General features: G+C 62.1%; 12 protein-coding genes and 1 pseudogene. 5 read left to right on the top strand and 8 right to left on the bottom strand.

Going from position 1 to position 14,743, the window contains the following annotated elements; all coding sequences use genetic code 11:
• Positions 1-409: 409 nt before the first annotated feature.
• The 4 genes from AC19YS_RS31795 to AC19YS_RS31780 are packed head-to-tail and all read right to left on the bottom strand — an operon-like array spanning position 410 to position 6,710.
• Positions 410-1,774, bottom strand: a complete 1,365-nt coding sequence (locus AC19YS_RS31795) for a heavy metal sensor histidine kinase (protein ID WP_119735567.1) — start codon at positions 1,772-1,774, stop codon at positions 410-412.
• Complete coding sequence (locus AC19YS_RS31790; RefSeq protein ID WP_053254480.1) at positions 1,764-2,441, bottom strand: heavy metal response regulator transcription factor; 678 nt, start codon at positions 2,439-2,441, stop codon at positions 1,764-1,766. Before AC19YS_RS31790 ends, AC19YS_RS31795 begins: the two co-directional genes overlap by 11 nt.
• A 10-nt stretch (positions 2,442-2,451) precedes the next feature.
• Entirely contained in the window at positions 2,452-5,547 is a 3,096-nt protein-coding gene (locus AC19YS_RS31785; RefSeq protein ID WP_500603523.1) for a multidrug efflux RND transporter permease subunit, read from the bottom strand.
• Positions 5,544-6,710, bottom strand: a complete 1,167-nt coding sequence (locus AC19YS_RS31780; RefSeq protein ID WP_500603522.1) for an efflux RND transporter periplasmic adaptor subunit — start codon at positions 6,708-6,710, stop codon at positions 5,544-5,546. Before AC19YS_RS31780 ends, AC19YS_RS31785 begins: the two co-directional genes overlap by 4 nt.
• A gap of 218 nt (positions 6,711-6,928) precedes the next feature.
• On the opposite strand from AC19YS_RS31780, the gene AC19YS_RS31775 reads away from it, so the two are divergent.
• The 5 genes and pseudogenes from AC19YS_RS31775 to AC19YS_RS31755 all read left to right on the top strand — a co-directional run bounded on the left by AC19YS_RS31775 (position 6,929) and on the right by AC19YS_RS31755 (position 11,124).
• Positions 6,929-7,162, top strand: coding sequence for a hypothetical protein (locus AC19YS_RS31775; RefSeq protein ID WP_106579552.1), 234 nt, complete (start codon positions 6,929-6,931; stop codon positions 7,160-7,162).
• A 165-nt stretch (positions 7,163-7,327) separates the two neighbouring features.
• Complete coding sequence (locus tag AC19YS_RS31770) at positions 7,328-8,119, top strand: transporter substrate-binding domain-containing protein (RefSeq protein WP_500603521.1); 792 nt, start codon at positions 7,328-7,330, stop codon at positions 8,117-8,119.
• Between the two features lie 107 nt (positions 8,120-8,226).
• Positions 8,227-8,508 (top strand): annotated as a pseudogene (locus AC19YS_RS31765) (PAS domain-containing protein); the annotation flags it as partial.
• Positions 8,509-8,742: 234 nt separating this feature from the next.
• Positions 8,743-9,801, top strand: a complete 1,059-nt coding sequence (locus tag AC19YS_RS31760; RefSeq protein WP_500603524.1) for a methyl-accepting chemotaxis protein — start codon at positions 8,743-8,745, stop codon at positions 9,799-9,801.
• 159 nt (positions 9,802-9,960) lie between these two features.
• Positions 9,961-11,124: a transporter substrate-binding domain-containing protein gene (locus AC19YS_RS31755; protein ID WP_234452617.1), complete on the top strand. Its 1,164-nt coding sequence runs from the start codon at positions 9,961-9,963 to the stop codon at positions 11,122-11,124.
• Between the two features lie 19 nt (positions 11,125-11,143).
• Here the strand turns inward: AC19YS_RS31755 and AC19YS_RS31750 are convergent, their stop codons facing one another.
• The 4 genes from AC19YS_RS31750 to AC19YS_RS31735 all read right to left on the bottom strand — a co-directional run bounded on the left by AC19YS_RS31750 (position 11,144) and on the right by AC19YS_RS31735 (position 14,490).
• Complete coding sequence (locus AC19YS_RS31750) at positions 11,144-11,887, bottom strand: YkgJ family cysteine cluster protein (RefSeq protein WP_106579550.1); 744 nt, start codon at positions 11,885-11,887, stop codon at positions 11,144-11,146.
• A 108-nt stretch (positions 11,888-11,995) separates the two neighbouring features.
• Entirely contained in the window at positions 11,996-12,478 is a 483-nt protein-coding gene (locus AC19YS_RS31745; RefSeq protein WP_367242472.1) for a GNAT family N-acetyltransferase, read from the bottom strand.
• A 3-nt stretch (positions 12,479-12,481) separates the two neighbouring features.
• A complete protein-coding gene (locus AC19YS_RS31740) occupies positions 12,482-13,384 on the bottom strand; it encodes a chemotaxis protein CheV (protein ID WP_106579548.1) in 903 nt (300 codons plus the stop codon).
• Between the two features lie 131 nt (positions 13,385-13,515).
• Positions 13,516-14,490, bottom strand: coding sequence for a 2-hydroxyacid dehydrogenase (locus AC19YS_RS31735; RefSeq protein ID WP_500603520.1), 975 nt, complete (start codon positions 14,488-14,490; stop codon positions 13,516-13,518).
• Positions 14,491-14,743: the final 253 nt, after the last annotated feature.

The following is a 14,743-nucleotide window of genomic DNA, read 5'->3' as shown; positions in this document are numbered from 1 at the left end:
CTCCCACCTTTGATTGAGTTCAGCCTTCAAGATCAGGTCGGCTGTCAGGCCGCCTCGCTTGCGCTTTTGATCTAACCACTCAGGTCGGCTACTAGGCCGCCGTGCTGTAGATCTTGATCTTGATCTTGATCTTAGGCGCCCCGTTAAACCACGCTGGCCGAACGCAGGTTTTGGAGCGGGGGTAAACCGGCAGGACGCCGGTTTAGCCGTGTTGGGCCATGGATGGCCCATCGCGGCGGCCCACGGTCCAAAGCCTGCGTGAGGGCACACCGAGCCTAAGCGAGGTGCCGAGTGGTGGGGCAAGAGCCCTTTGGTTACTTTGGGGCTTTTCCAAAGTGACCCGCCGTAAGGGCGGAACCCAAAGCAGCCATCACCCAACCAACGGATATGCCCCCCAACACACCATCCCCTACACCGGCAGGGTAATGCCAAACGTATTCCCCCCACCCTCACTGCGCACAAACACATCCCCGCCGTGCATCAAAGCGATCGCCTTCACAATCGCCAACCCCAGCCCATGATTCGCCCCGCTGTTGCTGCGCGACGCATCCACCCGATAAAACCGCTCGAACAGCCGTGGCAAATGCTCCCTGGCAATCTCATCCCCAGGGTTGGTCACCCCAATCGCCACCTGATGCTCCTGCACCTCAATATTCACCTCGATAACCTGCCCCGCCGCGGTGTGCTGCACCGCATTACTGAGCAGATTAATCAACGCACGACGCAAGTGAGCTTTCTCGATCTGCACCAACGCATCGCCACGCACCCGCACTTGAACCTGGGCGTCTTCGAGGATGAAATCCAGGTAGTCGAGCGTGGTCGCCACCTCATCCGCCAGCGAGCTTTCGATCAGCTTGGTGGCCTTGCTGCCCTGGTCCGCACTGGCCAGGAACAGCATGTCATTGATGATCGAGCGCAACCGCTCCAACTCTTCAAGATTGGATTGCAGCACCTCGAAATAATGCTCAGCCGAACGCCCGCGCGTCAGCGCCACCTGCGTCTGGCCGATCAGGTTGGTCAGCGGAGAACGCAGCTCATGGGCCACATCGGCATTAAACGATTCCAGGCGTGAATAAGCCTGTTCCACCCGATCCAGCGTGGAGTTGAACGAGTTGACGAACTGGCTCAACTCCGGCGGCAACGGCGACAGTTGCAAGCGCCCCGAGAGCTTGGGCGGCGCAAGCTTCTGCGCTTCATCCGAGAGCTTGCCCAACGGCTTGAGGCCGATGCGTGACACCCAGAACCCCAACAGCGCCGCCAGCACCACGCCGACAAACGCCAGGCCGATCAGCGCCACCAGCAACTGATGCTGAGTCGCGCGGAAGTTTTCAGTGTCAATGGCGATCATAAAGCGCAGCGGCGGGCGCTGTTCTTTCGCCGCGAACTGGCTCACCAACACCTTGAACGGGTACTCGCGCCCCGGCAGGCGCAAGTCGCGCTTACCGGTCGGCCCTGCGGCGAACGCGCGGATCTGTGCATCCGGGTTGCCGTATTCGTAGTTCGGATCGCTGCTCACCACCCAGAAGCGGATGCGCTTGTCTTCCTCGCCGAGCAATTTCAGTTTGGCGGTGATTTTCGCCCAGTGGTCCGGTGTGCCAAAGCGGTTCACCGAGGATTCAAGCACGCTGTAGCGCGCATCCAGCTCGGCGCCCGGCAACAACCCAAGGCCGCGGTCCACTTGCTGGTACAGCGCGCCGCCGATCAACACGAAGATCAGCAGCGCCACCAGCGTGAACATACCGCTCAGGCGCAGGGCGATGGAGTTAGCCGACACTGCGGTTCTCCAGCACATACCCCATGCCACGAATGGTGTGCAGCAATTTGTGCTCGAACGGCCCGTCGAGCTTGGCGCGCAGGCGCTTGATTGCGACTTCGACGACGTTGGCGTCGCTGTCGAAATTGATGTCCCAGACCATCTCGGCAATCGCCGTTTTCGAGAGGATTTCACCCTGGCGGCGTGCCAACACGCTGAGCAGCGAGAACTCCTTGGCGGTCAAGTCCAGGCGCAGGCCGTTACGACTGGCCTTGCGGCTGATCAAATCGATCCACAGGTCAGCGACGGTGACCTGTACCGGCTCATGCCCGCCGCTGCGGCGGGTCAGCGCTTGCAGGCGCGCCACCAGTTCGAGGAACGAAAACGGTTTGCCCAAATAGTCGTCGGCGCCTTCGCGCAAGCCGCGAATGCGGTCTTCCACGCGCTCGCGGGCGGTGAGCATGATCACCGGCGTTTGCTTGCGCGCTCGCAGCGCGCGCAACACGCCGAAGCCGTCGAGGCCGGGCAGCATCACGTCGAGCACGATCACCGCGTAATCGTTTTCCAGCGCCAGGTGCAAGCCCTCGACGCCTTCACGCGCCACATCGACGGTGTAACCCTGTTCCGTCAGGCCGCGGTGCAAGTAGTCCGCGGTTTTTTCTTCATCTTCAATAATCAGGACGCGCATGACCCCGCCTTTAGTGTGTGGTCGCCAGCGCCAGCGCTGGTTTGGGCCTGTGGAAAAACTTCTCAAGGTACAAGTATATGACCGGCGTGGTGAACAGCGTCAGCGCCTGGCTCACCAGCAAGCCGCCGACCACCGCAATCCCCAGCGGTTGGCGCAACTCCGCGCCCGGGCCAGAGCCGAGCATCAGCGGCACCGCGCCGAGCAGGGCGGCGAGGGTGGTCATGATGATCGGCCGGAACCGCGTGACACAGGCTTCATAAATCGCCTCCTCGGGCGCCAGCCCGCGCACGCGCTGGGCGTCCAGGGCAAAGTCGATCATCAGGATGCCGTTTTTCTTGACGATGCCGATCAGCAACACCAGGCCGATCAGGGCCATGATCGAAAAGTCCTGGCCCAGCAGCCACAGCATGATCAGCGCGCCCAAGCCTGCCGAAGGCAACGTCGAAATGATCGTCAGCGGGTGCACGAAACTCTCGTACAACACACCCAGAATAATGTAGACCGCCACCAGCGCCGCGAGGATCAGCCAGGGCTGGCTGGCCAGCGAACTCTGGAACGCCTGGGCCGCGCCCTGGAATGTGCCGATCATGGTGGACGGCATGCCGATTTCATTCTTGGCCTGGTTAAGCATGATCACTGCATCGCCCAACGCCACGCCAGGCGCGAGGTTGAAGGACAGGTTGGCGGCCGGGAACATGCCGTCATGGCTGATCGACAAGGGCCCCACGGTGGGCGGGTCGACCTTGGCCAGCGCCGACAGTGGCACCATCTCGTTGGTCAGCGGCGAGCGCAGGTAGAAATAGTTCAGGCTCTCGGCCTTGCCGCGTTGTTGGGTGTCGAGTTCCAGCACCACTTGGTACTGGTTGATTTCGGTCTGGAACTCGTTGATCTGGCGCTGACCGAAGGCGTCATACAGCGCCTGGTCGACATCGGTGGCGGTCAGGCCGAAGCGCGCGGCGGCCTGGCGGTCGATGCTGATGTGGGTGATGCTGCCGCCCAGTTGCAGGTCGTTGGAGAGGTCGCGGAAGGCCGGGTTGGCGCGCAGTTTTTCAGTCAGGCGCTGGGTCCAGGTGTTCAGCGTCGGGCCGTCGTTGCTCTTGAGCACGTATTGGTACTGGGCGCGGCTCGGGCCGGAGCTTAAGTTGATGTCCTGGCCGGCGCGCAGGTACAGCACGATGCCCGGCACCTTGGCCAGTTTCGGGCGGATGCGGTCGATGAACTGGCTGGCGGACACATCGCGGTCACCGCGGTCTTTCAAGGCGATCCAGAAGCGGCCGTTGGCGATGGTCTGGTTGCTGCCGGTCACGCCCACCGAGTGGGAAAACGCTTCCACCGCCGGGTCGGCCTTGACGATCTCGGCCAGGGCTTTGTGCTTGTCGACCATGTCCGGGTACGACACGTCGGCCGCGGCCTCGCTGGTGCCGAGCACGAAACCGGTGTCCTGCACCGGGAAGAAACCCTTGGGGATAAAGATGTAGCCGACCACGGCCAGGGCCAGGGTCACCATGAAGATCGCCGCCATCGTGCGTTGATGGGCCAGCGCGCGGCGCAGGTTGCGCGCGTAGCCGGCCAGCAGGCGTTCGCTGAAGCCGGGTTTGTCGTGGGCGTGATGGGTTGGCGCGCGCATGAACAGCGCGGCCAGCGTCGGCGCCAGCGTCAGTGACACCACCACCGAAATCAGGATGGTCGAGGTGGCCGTCAGCGCAAACTCCTTGAACAGCCGTCCGACCACGCCGCCCATGAACAGCAGCGGAATAAACGCCGCCACCAGCGAGAAGCTGATGGACACCACGGTAAAGCCAATCTCGCCGGAACCCTTGATCGCCGCTTCGCGTTTATCGAGGCCTGCCTCCAGATGGCGGTGAATGTTTTCCACCACCACGATGGCGTCGTCCACCACAAAGCCCACGGCAATGACGATCGCCACCAGCGTGAGGTTGTTCAGGCTGAAACCCAGTACATACATCAGCGCAAAACTGGCGATCAGCGACACGCCGAGCACGCTGGACACAATCATCGTCGCCGACAATTGACGCAGGAACAGCGCCATCACCGCCACCACCAGCAAGATGGCAATCAGCAACGTCACTTCCACTTCATGCAACGAGGCGCGAATCGTCTTGGTGCGGTCGGTCAAGACGCTGACCTGCACCGAGGCCGGCAACATGCCTTCCAGGCGTGGCAGCTCGGCTTGAATGCGGTCCACGGTTTCGACAATGTTGGCGCCGGGCTGGCGCGAAATCACCAGGTTCACGCCGGGCGTGTCGCCCGACCAGGCCTGTACGTAGGCGTTTTCCGAACCGTTGATGACTTTGGCGATATCACGCAGTTGAACCGGTGCGCCGTTCTTGTAGGAAACAATCAACTGGCCGTATTCATCCGGGTGAAACAGCTGGTCGTTGGTCGACAGGGTCGACACGCTGTTCTCCCCGTAAATCGCACCCTTGGCCAGGTTCAAACTCGATTGCTGAATGGCCAGGCGCACGTCGGCGAGGGTCAGGCCAATCGCTGCGAGTTTGTCGGGCGAAGCCTGTACGCGAATCGCCGGGCGCTGTTGGCCGGTGATGTTGATCTGGCCGACGCCGTCGATCTGGCTGATCTGACGAGCCAGCAGGGTTTCCACGTAGTCGCTCAGCTCGGTGCTGGGCATGCTGTCGGAACTGACGCTGAGGATCAGCACCGGGCTGTCCGCCGGGTTGACCTTCTTCCAGGTCGGCAGGCTTGGCATGTCGCTGGGCAGCTTGCCGGAGGCGGTGTTGATCGCCGCTTGCACTTCCTGCGCGGCGGTATCGATGCTTTTGTTCAGGGTGAATTGCAGCGTCAGCAGGCTGGAGCCCAAGGCGCTGCTGGAGGTCATTTGCGTCATGCCGGGGATGGCGCTGAATTGCACCTCCAGCGGGGTGGCCACCGACGATGCCATGGTGTCCGGGCTGGCGCCGGGTAACTGCGCGGTGACCTGGATCGTCGGAAATTCCGCTTCCGGCAGTGGGGCGACGGCCAAGCGCGGGAAGGCGATCAACCCCAGCAGCACCAAGGCGAAGGTCAGCAGCAGGGTGGCGACCGGGTGGTCGACGCACCAGGCCGACGGCGAGCGGCTGCCGCTCATGGCTGCACCTTGGCGTCTACCGTCTGGATGGTTTGTGGCGGCTCCTTGAGCACTTCGACCTGGGCGCCGGCCTTGAGCCGCGACTGGCCGTCGCTGACCAATACATCCCCAGCCTGCACGCCCTTGATGATGTTCACGTCACTGTCCTGGTAAGCGATTTGAACGGGCACAATCTCGACCTTGTCACCGTTGACCCGGTACACGAAATGCGAATCCAGGCCGCGCTGCACCACGGTCGGCGGCACCACCAGGGCATTCTTGTCGAGGGCGGTCTGGATCTTGATGGTCACCAGTTGCCCCGGCCACAGGCGCTGCGATGCATTCTTGAACTCGGCCTTGGCGCGCAAGGTGCCGGTGGTGGAGCTGATCTGGTTGTCGATCAGGCTCAAGTGGCCTTCACCGAGCAAGTCGCCGGTCTGGCCGTCGGTGTCGGCGCCCATGTAGGCGTCGACGCTGGCTTGAGTCGGCGATGCGATCAGGCCTTGCAGGGTCGGCAGCATTTGTTGCGGCAGTGAGAACTCCACCGCAATCGGGTCGATCTGCGTCACGGAGAACAAGCCCTGGGTATCACTCATGCGCAGGAAGTTGCCTTCATCCACCGTGCGAATGCCGACGCGACCTGTAACCGGAGAGCGAATCTGGGTGTAGGAAAGCTGTACTTGAGCGGAGTCGATGGCGGCCTGGTTGCCTTGCGCCGTGGCTTTGAGCTGGTTGACCAAGGCTTGTTGCTGGTCGTAGGTCTGCTTCGACACGCCGTCGTCGATGCTCAATTCCTTGTAGCGCTTGAGGTTGACCAGCGCGACTTGCAGTTGCGCCTGGCTTTCCCCCAGCTGCGCCTTGGCCTGGTCGAGGCTCGCGCGGATCGAGCGGTCATCGATGGTCGCCAGCAGGTCGCCGGTTTTGACCAATTGGCCTTCCTTGACCAGCAAATGGGTGAGGATGCCGTCGATTTGCGGGCGGATCACCACGCTGTGCAACGACAGCACCGAGCCGATGCCGCTGACAAAACGGGGAATGTCCTGTTGCACGACGCTCACCACCCGCACCGGAATTGCGCTTGGCGCCGCCAGTTTGGTCTTGGCGGGCCGGGTCACGGCCCAGGCTGCAATCGCCACTACCACGAGGACACCCACGGTCAGGGCGGTTTTTCGTTGAATGTGCATGGGGTGAGGCGCCGGGGCAAAGGGGTGGGAGAATGAAGATGCTTTCTTTATAGCCCGCCAACCCGGTCAGCACGGTGACTGCTAACTGACAGCGCTGTCAGTAAAGTCAGACCATTCGTACAGGTGGTGGTTAAAGATCCGGGGCGCGCAGGTATACTGCGCGCCAGCGCGGCCCGCAAACCGGCCGCCGCCTCATTTTTTGCATGCCCGGAGCTTCCATGACTTCCCCGACACAATCCCCTGTTGAAGCGGCCGACCTCGTCGATCCGGCCAGCGCTGAAAGCGTTGAAAAAGCCGAGATCCCGGCGTTCAAGTTTCCGTTCAAGCCGGGTGAACTGGCCGGGGCCAAGAATGCTGCCCAGCCTTGGTACAAAAATGGCGCCAAAAACGGCCATACCAAGTCGCCAGGTATGGCGCCGCCGGGCACTCGCCGTTCGATGGGTAAACGCTGAGAGTAATCGGTCACCTATTGGTCGGCATTGCCTTACATCACTCGCTGATGTTTCTGATTGCAGGTGCACGACCGTTTCTTGAAAGCTTGCACAGCATTTGCTTCGCCCCGGGTGGATTGCGCCGGGGCGTGGTGACGCTGGACTTTCCGGAAAAGGACGTACCTTGTGGTTTCGATACGTGTCTGTGTTGCGCCTGCCTTATCCCTGCTGGCCGCTGTTTTCTGCACGGCTGCAACAGCTGACGAACCACGGCGCGAGATCCGTTTCGCGGTCGCCGCGCAATTCCCGCCGTTCCAAAGCCGCAACCAGCACGATCAACTGGTGGGGCTCAATATCGACCTGGGAAACGCGTTGTGCCAGCAACTCAGTGTGCGTTGTACCTGGGTTGATCAGGTCCTGATGGAGAGTTTTCCTGCGCTGGAGGGCCGGCGGTTCGATGCGATCATGGGCATGGCGCCCACCTCCAGGCGGCGCCAATGGGTCAACTTCACGGATACGCTGTACCCGTTCACCACTCGGCTGGTAGGGCGCAAGACCTCAGGCCTGATGCCGACGCTGCAGTCGCTCAGGGGCAAGCGGGTTGGCGTGCTGCTGGGGAGCAACCGCGAAGCCTTTGCTCGAATCAAGTGGGCGCCAGCGGGCGTCATCATCAAGAGTTTCTGGCTCAATGACGAATTGACGCGCAGCCTGGTGGCCGGCCATATCGATGCGACGCTGCAAGGCACGGTGGAAATCCGCAAGGCACTGCTCGACACCGCGCAGGGCCAGGATTTCGACTTCCTGGGTCCTGTTGTGTCGGCTGAACTGCTGGGTGATGGCGCGGCCATCGCGGTGCGCAAACCGGACACCGCCTTGCGCCAGGACCTCAACCGAGCGCTTGAACAACTGCGCCAGAGCGGTGAATACCAACGCATCGTGCAGCCCTACAATCTGAACGAGCCGCCTTCCGACCAGTGATGGCTAATTAATTGCGCGGAACATGAGCTGGATCAGTGTTCGCCCCCTGAGTGCGCTTAGAGTCGACGCCCTGCCGACTCCTCCAATAATTACGAGCGCGCTTATCCATGAAGATCAATCTGCCGGTCACCGGTCGGAATGTGGACTTTGCCCCCGACGCCAATATCCTCTCAACCACCGACCTGACCAGCGCGATGACCTACGCCAACCAGGACTTCATCGATGTCTGCGGCTATAGCCGTGACGAATTGCTTGGCTCGCCACATAACCTGTTGCGCCACCCCGATATGCCGCCTGCGGCGTTTGCGCACATGTGGCGGACCCTCAAAAGTGGCCGGTCCTGGATGGGCATGGTGAAAAACCGCTGCAAGAACGGCGACCACTATTGGGTCAGCGCCTATGCCACGCCGGTCACCCGCGAAGGGGCGACGGTGGAGTATCAGTCAGTGCGCACCAAGCCGGACCCGCGCACGGTGGCGGCGGCAGAACACGCTTATGCGCAGCTGCGCGCGGGGAAACGCCAGAGGCTGCCGACGCTCGGCATGGGCTTCAAGTTGTCGGCCTGGGTGGTCGGCAGCTGCGCGATAACGTGGGCGTTGAGTCGGGGCCTGGCTTCTTATTCGCTGGCCTGGCAACTGCTGGGGCCGGCGATTGGGTGTCTGATCGGGGCGGTCGGGATCAAAGCGATCCTGCGCCCCCTGGCGCAACTCAATCAACGCGCGCGATTGATCGCCGACAACCCGTTGAGCCAGGCGATCTATACCGGGCGCAGGGATGAGTGCGGGCAGATCGAATTCGCCCTGCAAATGCTCGAAGCCCAAGTGGGCGCGGTGGTCGGGCGCATCGGCGATGCGTCCCAGCGGTTGGCGGGGCATGCTGCGCACCTGGTCAAGCACCTGCACAACAGTCACGCCAGCAGCCTCGGTCAACAGGCCCAGACTGATCAGGTGGCGGCGGCGATCCATCAGATGGCCGCCAGCGTGGCCGAGGTTGCCGACCATGCGCTGCAGGCTTCCCGGGCCGCGGACCAGGCCGGCAGCGAAACCCGTGAAGGCCATCAGCGCGTCGACGAAAGCCGTGATGCGGTGTTGCGTTTATCTCAGGAGTTGGCGCGCGCCACCGAGGTGATTCAGCAGTTGGAAAGCCACAGCGGTGAAATCAGCGGCGTGCTGGAAGTCATCCGGACAATTGCCGAGCAGACCAACCTGCTGGCCCTCAATGCGGCCATCGAGGCCGCGCGGGCTGGCGAGCAGGGCCGTGGTTTTGCCGTGGTCGCCGACGAAGTGCGCGGCCTGGCTCAGCGCACCCAGCAATCGACCAATGAAATCCAGCGCATGATCAGCACCCTGCAAGGCGGAGCCCGCGATGCGGTGCAAGCCATGTCACACAGCAGCGAGCATGTTGAGGCAAGTGTCGAGCAGGCACAGCGGGCGGCGGCGGCGCTGGATGGCATCAGCCAGCGTGTCACCCAGATCACCGCGATGAGTCAACAGATTGCCGCGGCGGTAGAGGAGCAGAGCGCAGTGAGCGAGGACATCAATCGCACTATCGTCGGCATCCGCAATGCCGGCGAAGCCACCGTCAGCGCCGGGCAGCAGAGCCAGTGCAGTTCAGGTGACGTGGCGGCGCTGGCGGAAGATCTACGTCTGCTTGCGCAGGAGTTCTGGGGCCGACGGCGCTGAGGCTAAAAAGCGTCTAGGCTGAATTTGGGAATTCTCCTATGAAACAAACAGGCGTGTCGTAGTTAAAGACCAGTCAGTGCTTGTTAGAACGTCGGGTGCGTTCGGGCCGTGAGTGATAGAGCACGGACGTCTCACACCACTTTTGAACAGGACAGGTCTATGACTACGACAAGAAGAATATTGGCGCTGGCGCTGATGATGTTGGCCGGGAGCGGATGCGCGGTGGCTCCCCCTCCGGTAAACCCGTGGAGCGAAATCCGCTTCGGCGTCGAGGCGGATGTACCGCCATTTGAATATCGCAACGAGCAAGGCGAACTCGTCGGGTTGGATATCGAGCTGGGCAACGCCTTGTGTGCTGAGCTCAACGCGCGCTGCGTGTGGGTCGATCAGCCTTATGCAACCAACCTTGCGGCGCTCCAGGCCGGGCGTTTTGACGCCATCATGCCGATGACCGCGACGCCGCCACGGCGCGAAACAGTCGACTTCACCCATCCGCTCTATGCCCTTGAAAGCCGATTGGTCGCGCCCACAGGTTCCAGTCTTTTACCCACGCCCGATTCGCTCAGGGGCAAACGCGTGGGCGTACTGACGGGCACCAGTCGAGCCGCGTTTGCGTTGGCACGGTGGGCGCCCAAAGGGGTGCAGGTACGTCAATTCAACCTCAATGCCGAGCTGATCAAGGCCTTGAAGGCCGGTGAGTTGGACGCGACCTTGCAAGACACGGTTGAAATCACCCAGGCGTTGCTGAACACCCCTCAAGGCAAAGCGTTTGCCTTCGCAGGGCCGGTGATCAATGACGAGTTGTTGGGCAGCGGCCCGGCCATTGCGGTGCGCAAAACCGACCCGCAATTGACCGCGGCGCTGAACAAGGCCCTGCAGCGCTTGAAGGACAGTGGCAAATACGCGGCCATTACCCAGCCTTATCTGGCACCCGCTGCGGCTGAATCCGCATCGGCCCGGATGATTTACACACCGGCGCAGGGTGGGTTTCCTTACTCGGAGGTGGTGCAGGTTGGGCACACCCTGTATCTCGCGGGCGTGTTGGGCCTGGATGAAAATGGCAAGTTGGTGCGCGGAGGCATTCGCGCAGAAACCGCCCAGGCCCTGGAAAACTTGCGGGGCACGCTCAAGACAAAGGGCTTGGCGATGGACAGGGTAGCCAAATGCACGGTGATTCTTGCCGATGTCAAAGATTTCCCGGCAATGAACGAGGTGTATGCCAGTTATTTCCCCGCAGGCCGGCTTCCTGCCCGAACCACCTTTGCCGCCGGCAAACTGCTGTTGAATGCGCGGATCGAAATCGAGTGTATCGCCAGCCTGTAAACCCTCGCAGGCGGCGGGCCTATGACGCCCGCAAGGAAATAAACGCGTAGTTGGCCGGCACCTGGGTGGCGATCCTGGCGCCGGCATCCAGCAGCTGTTCGGCAATATCCAGCCCGGACACATGAAACACCCACTCGTTGGCGACGGCGGGCTGATCGATCGCCAACTCCATCGCCTGGGCAAAGGCGTTCATGTCCGGCAGGTAGGCGGTAAACCCATCGCCCTTGAGCGCGGTGGTGCAAATGCCCAGCAGGGCGCACACGGCCTCTTTGGTCTGCACGTCATCGCGATCGGCCTGGCGCGAGCGCTGGATCAACTGCGCCAATTCCAGGTCCATCAATTCGCCGCCGACGATCAGCGCCGGCCCCTGTTCCCAGGATTGCGGCGGGCAGTCCTTGGCGCCAGGGTTGAGTGGGATATGCGGATTGATCTCCATCGGATAGATGCGACACACCAGCGGGCGGCGCTCATAGATGTTGCAGCGGTTGTCTTCGTCAAGATTCCGGCAGCGCCCGGCGTTGTAAGCGGCAAAGGTGATCGCCACAAACGCCTCGGTATTGCCGCTGGGCACCACCACCGAACGGCGCTCGGCGTGTTCGCGCTGTTGCAGGGGCAAGCCCAGGCCATCGGCGAGAAAACCCTCCACCAGAACGATGACGTTACCGCCGTCAGCCGCCCACTGCCGCGCTTCTTCGAGGGTCAGGGGCACATGATGGTCGGTGCAGCATTTGCCGCAACCCACGCAGGAAAAGTGAGTGTTCATGGAGGATCTGTCACCAGGCAAGGTCAGAGGGCACTCTTGAACAGTGACGGGTTTTTGCCTCTATGCACTGTTCTGTCTCTTGCGAAGCAAGTTATGCGCCAGTGCCTGTCAGTCCTCGGGCACCCGGTCGCGCAGCACAAAAACCATGCCCGCGCTTTCATACAATTGTCGGGCGCGCAGGTTGCTTTCGCGCACCTTGAGGTCGACGTAGGGTTCGCCGCGTTGCTTGAACACCTCAAAGCTGTGCAGCAACAACGCGCGGCCCAGCCCCTGGCCCTGGGCGCAGGGATGCACGGAGAGGTTCTTGATAAACGCGCTGGTCCAGCACTGGGCTACACCGAGGATGCCCTCGGCGTTGCTGGCCACCAGGCACAGCGTCGGGTCGAACTCGGCATCGGTGACGAACTGCTGGCGCCATTGCGCCAGGTCGGCGACACGGCCGCCGCCCTGCTCCTGGGTCATGCGCAGCACTGCATGAATCGCCGGGGCCAGTTCATCACGGTAATGACCCAGCCGAATATCGGCCGGCCACTGCGGAGCGGGCAGGCTGCCGGTCAGGTCGCGGCGCAACAGGTGGAAGTATTGCGTCACCGGTTACAAGCCCTTTTGCGCCACAGTCTGGGCGGCAACCACCAGGCACTTGGTCAGTTCGGGCGAAGAGAACTTGGTCAGCACCGCGTCGGCACCGGCCAGGCGAGCCTTTTCACTGTTCATCGCGCTGTCCAAAGAAGTGTGCAGCAGCACGTACAGCTCCTGGAAATCCGGGGTTTCGCGCAATGTACGGGTGAGGGCGTAGCCGTCCATTTCGGACATTTCGATGTCCGAGACCACCACGTTGATCTGCTCGACCGTGCCTTGCAGTTCCAGCAGCACGTCGATGGCTTCCTTGGCGCTGCGTGCGGTGTGGCAGGTCAAACCGAGATTGCGCAGGGTGTGCACCGATTGCTGCAGGGCGACCTGGCTGTCGTCCACCACCAGAATCCGCGCATTGCCGAGTACTTCGGCCTCCTCCATGGTCAGGTCGGTGGGCGCCGCTTCAACCGGTGCCGGGGCGATGCCGTGGATGACCTTTTCGATATCCAGCACCTGCACCAGCCCGCCTTCGACCTGGGTGACCCCGGTGATAAACGAGCGGTTGCCACCGGAGCCATACGGCGGCGGACGAATGTCGGTGGTCAGGCAATGCACGATCTTGCTCACCGCCTGCACATGCAAGCCCTGCTTGGAGCGGCTGACGTCAGTGACGATCAGGCAGCCGCCGTTCGGGTCTTCGAGGGGCATTTCGCCCAGCGCGCGGCTCAGGTCGATCACCGACAGCGAGGCACCGCGCAGCGTGGCGATGCCTTTGACGTGAGGGTGAGACTCCGGCAGCTTGGTCAGCGGCGGGCAGGGGATGATTTCGCTGACTTTCAGCAGGTTGATCGCCATCAGCTTGCCGCTGCGCAAGGTAAAGAGCAGAAGCGAGAGTGAATCTGCGCGGGCTTTGGTGGTGGACATAAAAACCTTCTGTGGATCAGGAATGACGATCTATAGAGGGTTATCGACTTGGGCGCGCCAGGCTTTAACCGGATTTATGCAGGGCTGGCGTGTGTGGGAGCGAGCAAGCCCGCTCCCACCGGGGGGAGGTGTCAGCCCTTCCAGACCTGTGGGTTCACCAAGTCCTGCGGGCGCTGGCCCAGCAAGGCGCTGCGCAGGTTGTCCAGGGCGCGGTTGGCCATGGCTTCACGGGTTTCGTGGGTGGCCGAGCCGATATGCGGCAGGGTTACGGCGTTGCTCAGCTGGAACAGCGGTGACTCGGCCAGCGGCTCCTGTTCATACACGTCCAGGCCGGCACCGCGAATCTTCTGGGTTTGCAGGGCGTCGATCAGCGCCGGCTCGTCCACCACCGGGCCACGGGAAATATTGATCAGGATCGCGCTGGATTTCATCAGGCCCAACTCGCGGGTGCTGATCAGGTGGCGGGTCTTGTCGCTCAATGGGACCACCAGGCAGACGAAGTCCGACTCGGCCAGCAATTGGTCGAGGCTGCGGAACTGGGCGCCCAATTCCTGTTCCAGCGCGGTCTTGCGGCTGTTGCCGCTGTACAGGATCGGCATATTGAAGCCCAGGCGTCCACGCCGGGCCACGGCGGCGCCGATGTTGCCCATGCCGACGATGCCGAGGGTTTTGCCGTGTACATCGCAACCGAACAGTGGCGCGCCGACGCTGGCTTTCCACTGGCCGGCCTTGGTCCAGGCGTCCAGTTCGGCCACGCGGCGTGCACTGCTCATCAGCAGGGCGAAGGCCAGGTCGGCGGTGCTTTCGGTGAGTACGTCGGGGGTGTTGGTGAGCATGATTCCGCGTTCATTGAAGTAGGGCACGTCGTAGTTGTCGTAGCCTACTGACACGCTGGAGACCACCTCCAGGTTGTTTGCGCCTTCGAGCTGTGCACGGCCGAGCTTGCGGCCTACGCCGATCAAACCGTGGGCGTGGGGCAGGGCTTCGTTGAATTGAGCGTTGATGTCGCCCAGCTTTGGGTTGGGGGCGATGACGTCGAAATCCTGTTGCAGGCGTTCGATCATTTCCGGGGTGACACGGCTGAAGGCGAGGACGGTCTTTTTCATTGCAGGCGGGCTCATCGACTACGGAAGAATGCTAAGCACGCTAACATTCTTGGGGGATTGGGGGGAGCCTTTTGGTGCTGTTTGGTTGAGCGGTTGAGTACATATCCGTTGCTGCGGTCACGGCCACTTAGGGTTCCGCTCTTACAGCGGGTCACTTTTGGCAAACGCCCCAAAAGTAACCAAAAGGTCTTTGCCCCACCACTCGGCACCTCGCCCAGGCTCGGTGTGCCCTCACTCCGGCTTGAATCCGTGG

This window comes from Pseudomonas sp. MF08831 (genome assembly GCF_059862645.1).
This window is presented reverse-complemented; position numbering and strand designations above follow the sequence as displayed.